Below are 17,584 nucleotides of genomic sequence, written 5' to 3'. Positions count from 1 at the left end.
CGATAATAACTTACTGGGTCAGAAAATGGAATATCCGGTGAAAAAGCCCTTGCTGCATTGTCTGGATGTATCAATATGATGCCGGGTTCCTCCCGGTAAATATTTTGGTATCCCCCCATGACTCGCGGCTTCAGTCGTGCATGATGAACATTCCAGCAGCAAAGTCATCAGGTTAGAAAGATATCTGCATTTTGTCAGTGCACAAAGAGTGACTTCCTTATATGAGAACGATTATTAAAAATGAACATGTAAAAAAAGGCCTGCTATTAGCAAGCCACAAAGATTTTAACTCATTTTTTGTTCGCTTCTGATAAATAGGGTAAATACGCAATTAAATTTGAAGCAGAGAACATAACAAAAATGCTATAAATATTTCCGGAACGCATCGAGAATTTCCTGTGACATTAACTGTCTGTCAGAGGCTACGTAAATAACATCATGATCACCGGTTAATGAAGGAAAGCCTGCAGACATAATCTGTAGATGTGTTTCTTCACCGCTTGGGTATTCCTGTCTGATTGAGGATGTCCCCTCCGGAACGGTCATGACTTTACAGGATTCGGTATTAAAGAAAACGAGTACTTTTATCATATGCCACCATAATTCTGTTAGTCTTTCCCGTCACTCTCTTCTATCAGTGATGTTAAATGACGATGCAATTAAAATACAATCAGGGACGTGATGATTTCGAAGGCAGCCTCGCCTCTTACATATTTTATTATTTAACAATCAGTTAGCTTCTGCTTTCATGCTTTCATGCTTTCATGCTTTCATGCTTTCATGCTTTCATGCTTTCATGCAGCAGTCCTGCACTTCATCACATCGGTCAGCACACTCATAATTGCGAAAAACATGTTGACCTGATATTAAAAATAACCGACTTTCTCTGATTTAATTTATGGACCTGTCTACTCAGGAATAATCCTTCATCGTTGTCGCAGGCCCACAAATCTTCATTTATCGCAAAGTATTACGTTTGTAGCAGCAGGCCCTTTTTCACCACTCTGCATGGCGAACTCAACTTTCTGCCCTTCAAATAAGGTATTGAAATTCTCACCATGGAGCGCGGAGAAATGGACGAAGACATCCTTGCTACCGTCAAGAGGTGAAATGAAACCAAAACCTTTATCTTCGTTAAACCATTTTACCAAACCTTGAATTCTTGTAGACATACTGACTCCCGTTATACATGATAGTATTAATAGTAAACGTATAGTATTAAAGGTATGTCTCAAAAAGAGGGGATATCAGCGATAGCGCCTGGTAATGAGGACTGACCAGAAAATGTTTAACGTTCGTTTGTACATTGAACTAACAGGATTCATTAAGGCACAGGGAATCGATATAAGCAAATTATTTTTTTAGCCATCCAGAAGTCCTGCAGGAAAATTAAATGTGGCAATATACTATTTTGAATGTATAGTCTTTACGTGTTTTCAATAAGGAATTGACTTGTCCCATAAAATGACAGGCATTGTCAAAAGCTTTGACATTCTCAGTGGTAAAGGCCTCATAATCCCTTCAGATGGGCGAAAAGATGTTCTGCTTCACATTTCAGCCGTTAACTCCCGCGAATCAGAATTACTCATCCCAGGAAGCCGCATAGAATTCTGTCGGATCAATGGTCCCAGAGGGCCTGTGGCTGCGAACATTTACCTCTCCTGAATTTCAGGGTCTCAAAATAAACAGATTAAAACTTAACCATATGTGATACGGTGAAGTTCATTCATTGAAAGGTTAATGGTTATGTCTATTATCAATTACGCAATGAAATTCTTCAGCGGTGCATCTACTGCCACTGTTGGCTGCACTGTTTGTGGTTTCAAATCAGTTCAACCGATGGCAAAAATCCGGCGCAATCAGGCCATGCTTTGCCCTCGGTGTAAAGCCCTGTTTATCTCACGGCGCTAGTATCAACTGATCCACCGTGGACAGAACCATCTTCTATACTTAAGTTAAATCCCAGCAGCTGTTAAATCCCTGATGCCTTACGCCCATCCTGAGAGAACGTTTCTGAACTGATTTCGCAACTGCTCCTGCGCGCTAATGTCGCATCAGAGCAATGCTATGAAAATGAACCCCAGAGCGTGGTTTAACCGCTCCCGTATTCCGGTGAATGCTGCCGAAAACGTAACGTTTTCGGCGAACGATCCTGCAAGCGAAAGCACTCCGCGGTCAGAACTCTTTTCGACTGCCCAGATGGAACGCTATGGTCAGAAGCTGGCGCGGACCCATAAAGTATCACCGGATAAACATCCCTATTATCTTCTGAAACGGCTTGGCGACAATGAGGCCGTTATCACCCAAAACTGCTATGAGCTTAATGCAGGTAAAAAGACCAGTATCATGCCCGCCGGGGAGTGGTTGCTGGACAATTATTATCTGATTGAGGAACAAATCCGCACCGTCCGCCAGCACTTGCCGAAAAGTTTTGGTAAAGGTCTCCCGTCGCTGATGTCGCCGCTGAATTGCCCAAGAATTTATCATATCGCATCAGAGGCCATTGCTCACGGTGATGGCCGCTGGGATGCCACCAGTCTGACCAGCTATCTCGCTGCCTATCAACAGGTGACGCCGCTGACACTAGGTGAAATCTGGGCATTACCGGGAATGCTTCGCCTGGCGCTGATTGAAAATCTTCGTCGTATCAGTATGGAAGTGATAAAAGCGCAACAGGACAGAAACCTGGCAGATACGTGGATAACCAGGATTTTCGAATGTGCAGAGAGTGCGCCTGGTGATTTAATTATGGTGGTTGCCGATTTGGCGCGCTCCCGTCCTCCGTTATCCAGCGCGTTTGTCGCAGAACTGGTGCGGCGTCTGCAGGGGCACGGCAACGCGCTGTCGTTACCTCTTACCTGGGTTGATCAGTGCCTTCGGGAACAGGGAGTCACCACTGACATTCTCATAAATAACTTCAATCAACAGCTTGCCGCCAGCCAGCTGTCTATCAGTAACAGCATCGCAGGCCTGCGATTACTGGGTGAAACGGACTGGGCTGATTTCGCCGAAACGATAAGCGTCGTCGAACAGGCATTAAGCAATGATCCTGCCGGTATCTATCCCCGGATGCACTTCAATACCCGGGATCATTACCGGCACGTAGTTGAGGTCCTGGCCAGAGACAGTGGGCTCAGCGAGCCTGAGGTTGCTGACAGGGTGCTGGCGCTTTCAGAGGAAAAAGCCCCCAATACACCGGAACATCATATTGGTTATTATCTCGCCGGCGAAGGTCGACAGACACTGGATATACATCTTCTGGCAGACACCTCAAGACTCATACGCTTGCGGCACAGTTTCAACAGAATAACCCTGCTGTCATGGCTTGGCAGCCTGGCGTTGTTGACAACCGCAGCGACCGCGGCAATATTGCACGAAACTGCCATGCAGGGCGCAGGTTGGTTGTTAATCGCGGTGATATTACCTCTGGTTATCGCTTTAACTCAGTTAATGAGTGATTTACTCAGTGACGCAACCACCCGTTTTCGCGTTCCTCGCCCCTTGCCGGGGATGGATTTTTCAGCCGGTATTCCCGCTGACAGTGCCACTATGTTAGTCATTCCCTGCATGTTGACCAGCCACGAAAATTTCAGCCAGCTCCTCACCAGTCTTGAAGTTTGCTGGTTGGGGAATGAAAACGAAAATCTCAGGTTCGCGCTGCTCACTGATTTTGCAGATTCTGAAAATGAACCCTCGCCGGAAAGTCACGCGCTGCTCAGACAGGCTATCGCTGATACGCAGGCGCTGAATCGGCGCTACCCCTCCGGTCGACCACGTTTTTATCTGTTACATCGTCAGCCTGAATGGAACCCCTCGGAAGGAATGTGGATGGGCTACGAACGCAAGCGGGGAAAACTGGCGTTGCTGAACAGCTGGTTGCGCCATCCGGGAACGCAATTCGTCAGCGTTGCAGACATGCCGGCCCATCTTTTACCGGATCACATTAAATACGTCATTACCCTGGACAGTGATACGGTGTTGCCGCGCGATACGGCTCACAAACTGGTCGCGGCGATGGCCCATCCGTTGAATACGCCAGAGTATGATCCGGTACGCCAGAGGGTGGTCAAAGGATTTGGTATTTTACAACCCGGTCTTGCGGAGGAGATACCACGTAACGGTCAGGGGCGTTACGCCGCCCTGCGCAGCAGCATACCGGGTAATAACCCTTATTCTATGATGTCTTCGGATATCTATCAGGATCTCTTTGGGGAAGGATCGTTTGTGGGCAAAGGGATTTACGATGTTGACATTTTTATGCAGGCCACTGCCAATACCTGCCCGGAAAATCTGGTTCTCAGCCATGATCTTCTCGAAGGGTGCTATGCGCGCTCGGGTCTGCTGAGTGAGGTGTTACTCTACGAACAGTACCCTAATAATTATCTGTCCGACGTTGCACGCCGTTCACGCTGGATCCGGGGTGACTGGCAACTGCTTAACTGGCTGAAACCACACGTCAGAAAAGCCGATGGAACCCGTACCCGGAATCCACTGACCGCGCTTTCTTACTGGAAATTACTCGACAATCTGCGTCGCAGCCTGGTAGCCCCCTCCTTACTGGTATTGCTGTTCTTCACTCTGCTTTGGGTACCCAATCCGGTTTACTGGCTGGGCATACTGTTGCTGATATGGCTGTTGCCAGCCCTCCTCTGCATTAGCCACGACCTTCTGCATAAACCTCTGCGTCGCCGCGTGAAGTCGCATCTGTTACTGGTGGGGGCGGGCGCGCTAAAGCGTCTGTCAGGTATCAGCCTTAATTTTGCGATACTGCCGCACGAAGCCGGATATTCGCTGAAAGCGATCGCCGTGACGCTATGGCGACTGGGGATAAGCAGGCGTCACCTCAGCCAGTGGGTCAGCCACAGCCAGGACAGCAGTCAGGCCAGACCCACTGTTGCACGTTTTTATCAGGCGATGTGGCTGAACGTTGCCGGTGGCGTGGCGCTGACAATACTGACCGGACAATTTGCCCCACAGCTGCTGGGGATTGCGTTACCGATCGGTTTGGTATGGTGTGTGGCACCGCTGCTGATGAGCTGGCTGAGTCGCCAGCCCGTGCGTAAGGTTTTTTCGCCTAATCAGGAACAAAAACAGCTGTTACGCCAGACAAGCCGTGAAATCTGGGCTTTTTTTGAAACATTTGCCACAGCAAAAGAGAACTGGCTTCCGCCTGATAATTATCAGGAAATACCACAACCGACGGTGGCACACCGAACCTCTCCTACCAATATTGGTCTTTCACTTATGGCTAACCTGACGGCATGGGACTTTGGCTACCTGCCTGGCGGAGAGGTGCTCCGGCGCGTGTCGCTCACGCTCGACACGATGGATAAAATGGAGCACTACCGGGGCCATCTCTACAACTGGTATGACACCCGTACGCTGGTCCCCCTAAGTCCACGCTATATCTCCAGCGTCGACAGCGGCAATATGGCCGGGCATTTATTGACCCTGCGTGCAGGCCTGTCCGCCATGCGTCATCAGCCTGTTTTAAGCAGCCAACAGATACTGACAGGACTGAACGATACGCTGGATATTCTGGAAAAACAGTGGGGTAAGAACCCACCTGACAGCCTGAGACTGCTGCGCAAGCATTGCCTGAACGCGGTGTCGCTCTCTCCGCAGGCGCTTTTCAGCGAACTGAAAAGCATGCGCACCCAGTGCAACCATCTGACCAGCGCATGCCATCAGGGATCTCCTCTTCAGATGCGCTGGGCTGGACATCTGGAGCATCAACTGGTTCAGCTTTGCCATGAGTGGTCTCTGTTGCTTGGCTGGTTGCCTGCATCCTGGAATGAACAGACGCTGCCGACGCTGAGCGAGCTTGCCCGTCCGACATTAACCGGTACAGGAACGCCTCCGGCGTCAGTGACGGAGCAGGCCCGAATGCGACTCAATATTATCACCGAACTGGAACAGCGGCTGGATGAGCATGCCCGGATGGATTTCGCCTTTCTGTTCAGTGAAGCAACCAGTCTGCTCAGCGTCGGTTATAACTGTGACACCAATATGCCTGACAAGAGCCACTACGATCTCCTGCCGTCTGAAATTCGCCTGACCAGTTTTCTTGCCATTGCGACTAATCAGCTGCCTCTTAAAAGCTGGTACGCGCTGGGTCGATTGTTTACCACGATTGATAATGAAACTGCCCTGATGTCATGGAGCGGATCCATGTTTGAATATCTGATGCCGAATCTGGTGATGCCCACCTGGCCCGGAAGCCTGCTCGATGAAATGAGTCAGTCGGCGGTTATGCGCCAGATTCACTGGGGGAAAGAACGCGGGGTACCATGGGGTGTTTCAGAGTCTGGCTATCATGCTTTTGATGTTCAGCATAATTATCAGTATCAGGCATTTGGCGTACCGGGGCTCGGTCTGCGCAGGGGACTTGCCGATGACATGGTTGTTGCTCCTTACGCCACGCTGCTGGCGCTGATGGTTTCCCCACAGAGAGCCTGTGAGAACCTGTTCAGGCTGCAAAAAAATGGTGCACGCGGAGAATACGGTTTTTATGAAGCGCTGGACTATACCCCCTCACGTCTTGCAACCGGTCAGCTCTATGCGGTGGTACAGTCCTGGATGGCGCATCACCAGGGTATGGCATTTCAGGCGCTGGCTCATGTGCTGCTTGACGCCCCCATGACTGAACGCTTTATGTCCAGCACGGTATTCCTGTCAGCGAGTCTGCTGTTACAGGAGCGCGTGCCGGATGCGGTCGATCTGTACAGTCCGCGCCGTCATTTTGAATCTCATGAGGGCATGGTCAAACCCGTTCGCTATGAACCCCGTATTTTCTATAGCGTGGATACCCCCGCCCCGGATATTCAACTCCTGTCCAACGGCCATTATCATCTGATGTTGACCGCGGGCGGCGGTGGTTACAGTCGCTGGAATGATATTGCACTAACGCGCTGGCGCAGTGATACCACCCGTGATAACTGGGGAGCATTCTGCTACATCCGCGATACCCAGACGGGAGATGTGTGGAGCAATACCTGGCAACCGACAGGCTACACCAGCGGACAAGACGAGGAAGTGTTGTTCACCGATGCGGTGGCAGAATTCAGACGCAGCTTAGGGGGACTCAGCGTCAAAACTCAGGTGGTGATCTCTCCGGAGGATGATGTTGAATTGCGACGGCTCACACTGATTCATCGTGGTCGCAAGCCTCGCTCTCTGGAGCTGACAACCTATGCTGAAGTGGTACTGGCACCTGATGCCAGCGATCTGGCACACCCGGCATTCAGCAATTTGTTTATTCAGACTGAGCTTGCTCCTGAACGTGACGCTATTCTTTGCCACCGGCGCCCGCGCTCACCGGATGAACCGGGCCCTTGCCTGTTTCACATGATGGTGGTGCACGGCGATAACCGACATAACGTGTCGTTTGAAACGGACAGGGCAAGGTTTATTGGACGTGGCAGAAACCCTGCGAATGCACAGGCAATAGAGACGGGAGGGATGCTAGGCAACACGTCGGGCTCGGTGCTGGATCCGATACTGGCAATTCGCAACGCCATCATTCTGCAGCCGGGGCAGCCGGTTACGATTGATATCATTTATGGCATCAGCGAGACCCGTCAGCAGAGCCTGGCGTTGCTGGAGAAATATCGCGATTACCCTATCGCCGATCGCGTCTTTGAACTGGCCTGGTCTCACAGTCTGGTGGTATTGCGCCAGATGAACGCCAGTGAAGATGATGCCACGTTGTTCAATAATCTCGCCAGCGCTGTGCTTTACCCTGTCCAGGAGCTGCGCGCCGAAGGCCAGGCGATCGGCCGCAACCGGCGTGGCCAGTCCGGAATGTGGGGCTGGGCAATTTCAGGGGATCTGCCGATAGTGCTGCTGAGTATAACCAGCGAGGAAAGTATCACCTCAGTGACCACACTGATTCAGGCACACCGTTACTGGAGACAGAAAGGGCTGGATGTTGATTTGGTTATCCTGAATAACAGCCCCGGCGGCTACCAGCAGGGATTACAAAATCAGATTATGGAGTTAATTTATGCCGGGTCTGAAGCCAGTCTGCTGGATAAAAAGGGCGGGCTTTTTGTCCGGAACGGTGAGCATCTCTCCGCTGAGGATAAGTTGCTTTTGATGAGCGTGGCCTGTCTTTATCTTGATGACCGCGCAGGGGGTATTAATGAGCAGCTTAACCAGCGTATTCATACGCTGAAATCGCCGGCAAGGGCATTCATTCCGCGTGCTGTGCGCGAGCGTAATCAACATACGGACTGGAGCCCTGATACCAGTCAGTTATGCCATTTCAATGGGTACGGTGGATTTTCTCTGGATGGGCGGGAATATCAGATCGTCCTTCGGGAAAATGCGCTTACACCGGCTCCCTGGTCGAACATACTGGCAAATTCTCGTTTTGGCAGTGTGATCTCAGAGGCAGGGCAGGCCTATACCTGGTATGAGAATGCCCATGAATACCGGTTGACGCCGTGGGAGAACGATCCGGTGAGCGATCGCAGCGGCGAAGCATTTTACCTGCGCGATGAAGAGAGCGGGGAGTGCTGGTCGCCGACGGCTTTACCTGTTCGCGGACACGGTGATTACCTGACCCGCCATGGTTTTGGCTACAGCGTTTTTGCCCATCGTGAGAGTGGTATAGACAGCGAGTTGACGGTCCTGGTTGCTGAAGAAGATCCGGTTAAACTGGTGCTCCTGACGCTCAGTAACTCTTCGGGACGGACACGTCAACTTTCCGTCACAGGCTATGTAGAGTGGACGCTCGGAGAAACACGAACGCGCTCAGCCCCTCACATTGTGACACATGTGGCCAGAACGCCCGGCGGCTGCGGGATACTTGCGAATAACTTTTATGGTGATAATGGTGGCGGCCGAACTGCATTTTTTGCCGTCAGCGGTAATGACTGTTCTCTGACAGGGGACCGCCGGGAGTTTATTGGCCGTAATGGTTCCCTTCACGCCCCTTCGGCCATGAAACTGCAAAAGCTTTCTGGTAAGACGGGGGCCGGTCTGGATCCCTGCGGAGCGGTGCAATCGGCGGTTACATTAATTGACGGGGACCAGAGGACGTTTATTTTTATCCTCGGCGCAGAGGAGAATGATGTTTGTGCTCAGGAGATGCTGGCCCGCTACATGAACGAGGATACGGTCCGCCAGGAGCTGAACCGGATTCATAATCACTGGCACAATGTTCTCGATAAAATCGTAGTTAACACCCCCGACACGTCCGTAAATTTACTGGTTAATGGCTGGCTGTTGTATCAGACGGTCGCCTGCCGTCTTATGGCCCGGAGTGGCTACTATCAGTCTGGCGGTGCATTTGGTTTTCGCGATCAGCTGCAGGATACGCTGGCTCTGAGCCACGCTGCTCCGGACCGGATGCGTGAACAGATAATACTCTGCGCATCGCGGCAGTTTATCGAGGGGGATGTGCAGCACTGGTGGCACCCGCCACACGGCAACGGTGTGCGTACCCGCTGTTCCGATGACTATCTTTGGCTGCCGCTTGCTGTTTGCTACTATGTTGAAACGACGGGGGATATGGATGCACTGGAAATACGCATTCCTTATCTGGAGGGACGCTCGCTTCAGCCTGGTGAAGAGTCTGTCTATGACACGCCGGTCATCAGCGGCACCGAAGAGACACTCTGGTTACACTGCGTCAAAGCTATACACTATGGACTTCGCTTCGGGGAGCATGGCCTGCCGCTGATGGGTGCTGGTGACTGGAATGACGGGATGAACCGGGTGGGTATCGAAGGCAAAGGTGAAAGCGTCTGGCTGGGCTTCTTCCTGTACGACATTTTGCAGCGGTTTGCAGCGCTGGCGGAGCGCAGGCTGGATGAAAGCGTCGCCGCGATGTGCCGTTCACAGGCTCTGCGCCTGCAAAGTAATCTCGAAGCCCACGCCTGGGATGGGGAATGGTACCGGCGCGGGTATTTTGACGATGGTACTCCCCTGGGATCGAAAACCTCACAGGACTGCCGGATTGATGCGATTGCGCAGAGCTGGTCTGTATTGTCCGGCGCCGCGAACCCGGGACGGTGCGCAAAGGCCATGCAGGCGCTGGATAAGCACCTTGTGGATAACGAAGGAGGGCTGATCAAACTGTTAACGCCTCCTTTCGACGGACACGGTCCAAATCCGGGCTACATACAGGGGTACCTGCCAGGCGTGCGGGAAAACGGAGGGCAGTATACGCATGGCGCCATCTGGGCAGTGATGGCCTTTGCCCGAATGGGGAATGCCGGACGAGCCTGGCAACTCTGGTCAATGCTCAACCCTATAAATCATACCCTGAATGCGGACTCTGTCGGGATTTATAAAGCTGAGCCTTATGTCATGAGTGCTGATGTCTACAGCGTCGCTCCCCATACCGGACGTGCAGGGTGGAGCTGGTATACCGGTTCCGCAGGCTGGGCCTGGCGTTTACTTACCGAGGAATTACTGGGGATAAAACGTTCCGGCACTGAGTTTAGTGTTCATGCCCGGTTACCGGATGAGTGGTCGTCTTTTTCTATGGCATATCAATATGGTGAAAGCCATTATCAGATTAGTGTTTCACGCGGCGATGCAGAATATTGCGTGACACTGGATGGTGTTCTCCTCCCTGATGACAGAATACCGCTGAAGGATGATGGACAAAACCATACGGTTGAGATCATTCAGAACTGTCACTGAGCCCGGAGGTGCATTAACGTCTGCCGTTAATGCGCTGATTATCCCTGAGAACATCAATCGCAGTCTGCATGGCGATTTTGTCATCCCGCCTTTTTTGTTTGTCCTGCATGACCTGAAGGTATTCCAGCAAGGTGCGGGTATTAATCGGCCGGCCCTGTTTACCCACAGCCAGCACGGCTTCGCCAAGAATAATTTTCACTGGCGGTAGTTGTGCCGGATACCAGTCAAGGGTGTCTTCTGATTTCATCTTAAATTTCTCACGGAAGGGTAGTGTACCATAAATCAGACGTTCAATTTTCAATATCTGATATACTGATTCAGACACAACTTAACATAACTTATGCCAGTTATTTTTATATTAAAGTGTATAATAATTACTGTATTCCTCAGAGAATTATTTATGTCTTATACAAATGGGCTCAGGTATTTTAAAGAAAGACCGGTTCATGTTGCCTGCCCGGCATGCGCACACAGAGCCGATCAAAAAGCAGGTAAACTAAGAAAAGATGCGGTTCTTGAGTGCCCTGCCTGCGGACTGCTCTTCAGACCTTCAGAATGCTGGTGTATCGGCGGCTGATCAGCTTCTGCCACTTAACGTCAGTGATGTCGGGAAATGACAACATTTCTCCTGTACTGCAGTTGTCGAGGGTATGATAATGAAATATAAAAAAACTGTTTTTATTGAAGGACATATCCTGTCAAACAGCTGTCACGGGCAGGCCGGTCAACCTTTCTGTATTCACCGGGTCAGGTTTAGTAATGGTAAATATGCGATTATACGGGTGGCATCCGGGATATGTTTCAAACCAGGCGAAATTATTCAACGAAACGATTGTGAGTGGTTTTATAAATTTACCAAAATTCGGCTTCTTTCTTTTGAGTACCTTGATGATGATGAATCAAGAAGACAATTTCTTGAGTATCAATGATAAAACATGGATTTATAACAGAATAACTTTGCTGGCTTACAATTCATTCCTGACTCTTTAAATTCTTTACCAGTCATTGCAAAGTTATTTTTTCTGAATTTAGATGACTTTAAATTGTCTAAAACAAAATGTATCGCTCAAGACGAATTGCTTCATTGTTTTCCTTTTGCGTTATAACCTTCATTAGCATTAAGGAAATTTATGGCACAGACTTTTACTCATAATTTACTCCATCCCCGCTACTGGCTTACCTGGACTGGTTTGGGTCTGCTGTGGCTTCTCGTTCAACTTCCTTACCCGGTTTTACATACTCTGGGCTCTGGTCTTGGAAAAATATCCAGACCCTTTCTGAAACGCCGGGAAGGGATTGCGAGTAGAAATATCGAACTGTGCTTTCCCGAGATGACACCGTTTGCCCGGAGCCAGATGGTCAATAAAAACTTTGTTTCTCTCGGGCTGGGACTAATGGAAACAGGAATGGCCTGGTTCTGGAGCGATGCGAGAGTCAAAAAATGGTTTGATGTCGAAGGGCTTGAAAACCTGACCGGTGCGACCAGAGGGGTAATGGTTGTCGGGATACATTTTATGTCCCTTGAATTGTGTGGAAGAGTAATGGGGTTATGCCATCCTATGATGGCAACGTATCGTCCACACAATAATCCATTAATGGAATGGGTACAGACAAAAGGGCGTATGCGTTCAAATAAGGCGATGATTAATCGACGTAATTTATCCGGTTTTGTTCATGCGCTAAAAGCTGGTGAAGCCGTGTGGTTTGCACCAGACCAGGATTATGGGTCTAAGGGAAGCGTTTTTGCACCTTTTTTCTCGGTAAAAAAAGCAGCCACGACGAACGGAACGTATGCTCTGTCAAAACTCGCTGGTGCAGACTTGCTCACACTTAGCATGATTCGACGTAGCGATAAAAAAGGTTATCACATGTATATCAGCAATCCGCTGTCAGGCTATCCAGGGGAGGACAAGGTCGCCGCAGCGGCTTATGTAAACAAGATTATCGAGCGTGAAATTCTCCGTGCCCCTGAGCAATACCTGTGGATGCATCGCAGGTTCAAAACGCGTCCCGACGGCGAAGCCTCTTTATATAATTGAACCATTCTACTTGTCATGTACCATGAATCTATCTTGCTGACTACTTTTTAACAGCAGCAGGCTTTATCACTTTGAAATCCTTAAGTTTATAAGAATGAGGCAATGTTTTTCGGGGAATTTCATAGTAGTCTTCAAACTATCTCCGATAATCCCTGCAATTTTCTACAAAGAGGTTCCCGAGTAAGTGCTACAGGGAGATATTTGTAAATCGTCTTCACTCCCACCCCTATCACATCTGCGATCTGTTGTCGGGTAGCGCCGTTCTCCAGCATTCTGCGGCACCGCTCCACCACTTCTTCAGTCATTACCCGGCGGCGTCCGCCTACTCTCCCCTGCTCCCTCGCTGCGGCTAAACCGGCGCGGGTTCGCTCGACGATCAGCTCGCGCTCCATTTCTGCCAGGGCGCTCATGACGTGGAAGAAAAAGCGGCCTGCTGGCGTACTGGTATCGATGCTGTCGGTCAGGCTGCGGAAATTCACCCCGCGCGCCTGCAGCTCTGACACGAGCGTAATCAGATCGCGCACGCTGCGGCCCAGCCGGTCAAGTTTCCAGACCACCAGCACATCACCAGGTCGCAGCCGCCGTAAGGCGCGCTTTAACCCTGGCCGCCGGGAATTTTTCCCGCTGGCCATATCCTCGAAAACCAGCTCACATTCTGCGCGGATCAGCGCGTTTTTCTGTAAATCGAGGTTTTGATCACCGGTTGATACCCTCGCATAGCCAATCAGCACTATCTAACTCCTTGAAATAGCTGATTGTAAAAAGCAGCGGCCATTCGCTCAAACCCTCGTTTGGGCGAAGCCTCTTTTTGGAGCAAAAAACATGGCCGAACTTAACCCGCCTTTGGGAACGACGACGCCTGAAATATTCCTGGATAACGTCAAGCGCGCTGACGAGCTGGTTAACGGTCCGGCCGGAACGGTTAACGACCGCGCAGGTGAACCGCTCGATACCTGGCGCCAGATGATGGCGAAAAACGATGAGGTTAGGCAGAACCTTATCCCGCTCAATAAGCAATACCAGACGCTGGCAACTGCGCAGGCGGATATCGCGAATATTCCGGTGGGCTCGACCACGTATTACCGCAGCCCGGATAACAGTGCGCTCGCAATCGAGGTGATGAACGTTGGCGGGACGCTGCAGCCTACCGGGCGCCGTATGGTTTCACAGAAAACCGTAGAAGGGATTATCCCCAGTCTTGTTGGCCCCGGCATGAACCTGTTCAACAAGGGAGCGGTGATCTCCGGGTTCTATCTGTTTGAGGGAACGGGGATCCCCAGGGAAAATCCTGAGTACTGCTATTCAGAAAAGATCTCTGCCGTGGCCGGGGGAGCTTATACTTCCAGGCTTCTGACTCGTGTAGTGACATTTTTTGATGGTAACGACAATTATCTGTCTGATCTCTCATCTGTTACTGCATTTACAGCGCCTGCCGGTACTGCCTATTTTATTGTTTCGGTACCGCTGGTAAACATCGACACCTATCAGGTAACGTTTGGTGCTGGCGAAATGCCCTATCGGGCATATCAGGCAGTACTGCGGGATAATATCAAAGGGGCGCCGACAAACTCCTATCGAACGCTGGGCTTTACTGCAGGTAAAAACTTATTCAATCCTGCCGACGCTATGCCCGGCGTGCATCTTTCCAGTATCGGCACAATTCTTACAGACTCTGATACCAGCATGACCGTATCGGGATACATCCCTGTTGACCCGACTCAGCCTTATTGTGTCGATCATCCGTGGAAAGCAGCTATATACTATGATGCGAAAGGCGTGTTTATCAGCCGCCAGTATGATTCGTCCTATTCAACAAAACCTGTCAATCCGCTGACATTACCGTCAAATGCCGCGTATATGCGGATAGAAATTCCTGCTGTCGTGGCGTCTGTTACCATGGTGGAAAGGAATAATAAGGCCACCGAATTTGAGCCGTTTAAATCAAAGGCCCCATCGGAATATTCAGGTGTGCCAGTAGTCTTTTCTGAACCGGTAAAAGCCCTGACGGAAACAGACCTCTACGGCCCCGGTACGAACCTGTTCAATAAGAACAAGGTGGTTGATGGTTATATCAATGAGTTCGGTGCATGGTTCCCGGTTCCGGCAGCCAGTGGGTCCGTATACATCACCTCGGAATACATTAAAGTGTCGGCGGGTGATGTTCTGAATTCAAGCCGGTCGATGCGCTTCATTAACTTCTACGACTCGGACAAAAAACATCTTTCGTCGGTTTCAGCAGTTAATGTTGTCACTGCGCCTGCATCGGCAGCGTATGTGAGAATAACCACTCTTCTTTCAAACAAAGATGCGATGTTTGTCGCCAGAGCGTCAGTACTGCCGCCCGTTGAAGACTATGTGCATGTCATGCGCAAAGTACTGCCTGACGGTTTTCAGATCCGAATTCCTGGAGATATTGTTGACGCAGACCAGCTCGATATTGATTTTGTAAAGCATGGACTGATAGTACTGGGGAAAAACCTGTTTAACAGGGCGACCGTGCAATCAGGGTATATTAATGAATCGGGCACTGTTATATCCCCCGACTCACGTTACGTGTACTCAGATTATATTCCCGTTGAATTCAGCACGGCTTACGTACTTCGTGTCGGCGCCAGGTTCATTACGTTTTATAACGCCAGTAAAACGTTTATCCGTACGGATGCATCTTCCACTCAGGCACTGACTTCGTTCGTTACTGACTCGGAAATTGCCTATGTGAGAATTACATTTGGCTCGGATCGGTATGTAGAATCCCAGGTTGAGAAAGGAGACAGCGCCACTGCATTCGAGGAATATGCATTTTATTACCTGTCAGAAATGCCTGACGGCACGCCTGTCAAAGTGAAAGGCGCTGAAGTTGTATCAGAAGCGGTCCCGGATGTTTTTGGTATTGAGCGTCTTCGGGAAACGCATATGCGGATGACCAAAATGTCTTTTGGTGATGCTGTGCGTCTTATCGTTGCGATGATGGGAGACAGCTACACCAGAACGTCACCACGTTATGTGCTGAAAGTGGCACAAATCCTTTGGCGCTATTTCAATAGTGCAGGCACGGCCACAACGGTACCCCCCATCGGGTACGGCTGGCGTTCGTTTGGTTTTGATCCTAACGGCGATAATACTGATGTTATGGGTACATCAGTCGTACAGTCCGGATTTTCCTGCGCTTACAACACAGGACATGGCCCGGATATTTCGTCTGTGACAGCGAGTGCAAGCGGAGCAACGATTTCATACAGCCAGAATTTTGCGCTGGGTTTTGATTCGTTCCTGTTTGCCGAGGGGGGATCTGGTGTTATTCAGTGCCAGGCAACCGGGATGGCTGACCCCGTCACGATGGACCTGTCGGCTTATCCCGCCGGGATGCAAATTATCCCGCTGGCGTTACCAACAACCGGTAGCGGAACAGTAACGTTTACGGTTATCACTCCTCCGGTGACGTTGTACGGAGCGAATATCCTCAATCAAACCATGTCGGGTGTCCTGGTTCATAAAATGGGGGGTAGTGGTTCTCATACCAATCACTGGGTCAATGCAATGGATCAGCGCTGGCTTGATGCTTTTGATAACCTCGGGGCCGACCTCGTAACAATCATGCTGGGAACGAACGACCAGGGCGCGCAGCTCTCTGCCGCAACATTCCGGGCTAATATTCTCACGATGATAGATCGGGTTCGTTCTGTGCGGCCAACGGCTGATATTTTGCTGATTTGCCCGGCGGAAAATAACCGCGACGGCGGAAACAGTATTCCCATGTCCACTTACGCGGAGGTGATGTATAAGATTGCGCGGGATGATCGTGATGTGGCCTTTCTGAACCTGCAGGCGTCCTTCGGTCAGAAACACGAAGAGTACGCAGCTGGATCAGACAGACCATGGATGATAGGGGATGGGTTACACCCTGACCCATCAACGGGAGGGTATGCCATTGCTGGAGCAATCGCGCGGGCGCTGGCCCTGCCGATATTCTTCAAGTGAAATTAGACCGGTATTACCTTGTCAAGGTAAGTTTATAAACATATAGCAAAATTTGCCCCCCGTTTTTCCCGGGGGGCATTGCTAATTAAAAAGTTATTAACAGGAAGGTTTGCTGGCATTAAAACTGATATCCGCAATGCCTGTTCGTTTGGAATTAAATTTGTACTCCATGAATGTCATGATAATAGGATTTAAATTGTTCGTATTGGGAAGCTATTTCATTGTCAGTCAAAATACGATTCCATACCCCCATCGCCAGTACGCGAGTACCTGCATAAGTAACAGCATCCATTTCAGACCCAATCAGCAGGTTTGGCAGTCCGGAACCAGCCTGGGTGAATGACGATACAGCGTTATTCTTTGTCCCCGCCTTAAGACTCATGACCATGACCTTTGTTTCGGCAAGGTTCGAATAATCTACAGTAGCAGCAAAGGCCATTGGAACATTATTTGTGATCGCTGCTGCCACGGCTGCTGTTGCGACAGCATTTGCTCCATCGCTGCTTTGTTTCCCGCCCATCTGCACCCGCAGGTTTTGTACTCCCGTTGTAGCTGAAGGTTCCGAATATACCGAAAACCCGATAGGACGTAAGGTGCTGGCATTAGAGATCGCATATGCCCTGCTGTCTGTGGTCGGGCAAAACACCCCTATTACGGTCATTTTGGAAGACAGTGCCGCTGGGCTCTGAATATAATCGGTGTGCGACTGACAAAGCAGGCCTTCCGCCATACTACCCACTACCGGACTACCCACAACACGTGCAGCTCCGCCTCCCGGTGCCAGATTACGACCTTGTGGGACGCTGCCACCATAAAAATTAATAAACTGGACCCCTGTTGGTACCGCCGGCGAAAATCCGATGGCAATAGCAGAACCGTCCACACCTTTAATAATTTGTCTCTGACCCATT

11 protein-coding genes are annotated in these 17,584 nt (G+C 50.3%); 6 read left to right on the top strand and 5 right to left on the bottom strand.

Going from position 1 to position 17,584, the window contains the following annotated elements; translation table 11 throughout:
* Nucleotides 1-363: 363 nt before the first annotated feature.
* The gene (locus ABLV64_RS08810) at nt 364-591 is read right to left on the bottom strand and encodes a hypothetical protein (RefSeq protein WP_348843368.1); all 228 of its coding nucleotides are present in this window, start codon (nt 589-591) and stop codon (nt 364-366) included.
* A gap of 362 nt (nt 592-953) precedes the next feature.
* Nucleotides 954-1,172: a cold shock domain-containing protein gene (locus tag ABLV64_RS08805; RefSeq protein ID WP_108433241.1), complete on the bottom strand. Its 219-nt coding sequence runs from the start codon at nt 1,170-1,172 to the stop codon at nt 954-956.
* Between the two features lie 280 nt (nt 1,173-1,452).
* Here ABLV64_RS08805 and cspF point away from each other — a divergent pair, with 280 nt between their 5' ends.
* The 3 genes from cspF (at nt 1,453) to ABLV64_RS08790 (ending at nt 10,656) form a co-directional block, all read left to right on the top strand.
* Nucleotides 1,453-1,665, top strand: coding sequence for a cold shock-like protein CspF (gene cspF / locus ABLV64_RS08800; protein WP_071787615.1), 213 nt, complete (start codon nt 1,453-1,455; stop codon nt 1,663-1,665).
* A gap of 75 nt (nt 1,666-1,740) precedes the next feature.
* Nucleotides 1,741-1,911 (top strand): YnfU family zinc-binding protein, encoded by a 171-nt coding sequence (locus ABLV64_RS08795; RefSeq protein ID WP_319922383.1) that lies wholly within the window; start codon nt 1,741-1,743, stop codon nt 1,909-1,911.
* A 156-nt stretch (nt 1,912-2,067) separates the two neighbouring features.
* Nucleotides 2,068-10,656, top strand: coding sequence for a glucoamylase family protein (locus tag ABLV64_RS08790; RefSeq protein ID WP_348843369.1), 8,589 nt, complete (start codon nt 2,068-2,070; stop codon nt 10,654-10,656).
* Between the two features lie 13 nt (nt 10,657-10,669).
* Here ABLV64_RS08790 and ABLV64_RS08785 read toward each other — a convergent pair whose 3' ends face one another.
* Nucleotides 10,670-10,903 (bottom strand): hypothetical protein, encoded by a 234-nt coding sequence (locus ABLV64_RS08785; RefSeq protein WP_004132711.1) that lies wholly within the window; start codon nt 10,901-10,903, stop codon nt 10,670-10,672.
* A gap of 409 nt (nt 10,904-11,312) precedes the next feature.
* Between ABLV64_RS08785 and ABLV64_RS08780 the strand changes: the two genes are divergently transcribed.
* On the top strand, nt 11,313-11,585 hold the full coding sequence (locus tag ABLV64_RS08780) for a hypothetical protein (protein WP_205837583.1): 273 nt from the start codon (nt 11,313-11,315) through the stop codon (nt 11,583-11,585).
* A gap of 201 nt (nt 11,586-11,786) precedes the next feature.
* Nucleotides 11,787-12,695 carry a kdo(2)-lipid IV(A) palmitoleoyltransferase gene (lpxP, locus tag ABLV64_RS08775; protein WP_348843370.1) on the top strand — a complete coding sequence of 303 codons (909 nt, stop codon included), beginning with the start codon at nt 11,787-11,789 and terminating at the stop codon, nt 12,693-12,695.
* A gap of 131 nt (nt 12,696-12,826) precedes the next feature.
* On the opposite strand, the gene ABLV64_RS08770 is transcribed toward lpxP, so the two are convergent.
* Nucleotides 12,827-13,426, bottom strand: coding sequence for a recombinase family protein (locus ABLV64_RS08770; RefSeq protein WP_348843371.1), 600 nt, complete (start codon nt 13,424-13,426; stop codon nt 12,827-12,829).
* A gap of 91 nt (nt 13,427-13,517) precedes the next feature.
* Here ABLV64_RS08770 and ABLV64_RS08765 point away from each other — a divergent pair, with 91 nt between their 5' ends.
* On the top strand, nt 13,518-16,673 hold the full coding sequence (locus ABLV64_RS08765) for an SGNH/GDSL hydrolase family protein (RefSeq protein ID WP_348851553.1): 3,156 nt from the start codon (nt 13,518-13,520) through the stop codon (nt 16,671-16,673).
* A gap of 154 nt (nt 16,674-16,827) precedes the next feature.
* Here the strand turns inward: ABLV64_RS08765 and ABLV64_RS08760 are convergent, their stop codons facing one another.
* Entirely contained in the window at nt 16,828-17,583 is a 756-nt protein-coding gene (locus tag ABLV64_RS08760) for a hypothetical protein (RefSeq protein WP_032433051.1), read from the bottom strand.
* Nucleotide 17,584: the final 1 nt, after the last annotated feature.

Origin of the sequence: Klebsiella sp. JB_Kp031 (genome assembly GCF_040064295.1) — a bacterium.
Lineage (GTDB): Bacteria > Pseudomonadota > Gammaproteobacteria > Enterobacterales > Enterobacteriaceae > Klebsiella > Klebsiella quasipneumoniae.
Note: the sequence above shows the minus strand (reverse complement) of the source record. Positions and strands in the feature narration are given on the sequence as shown.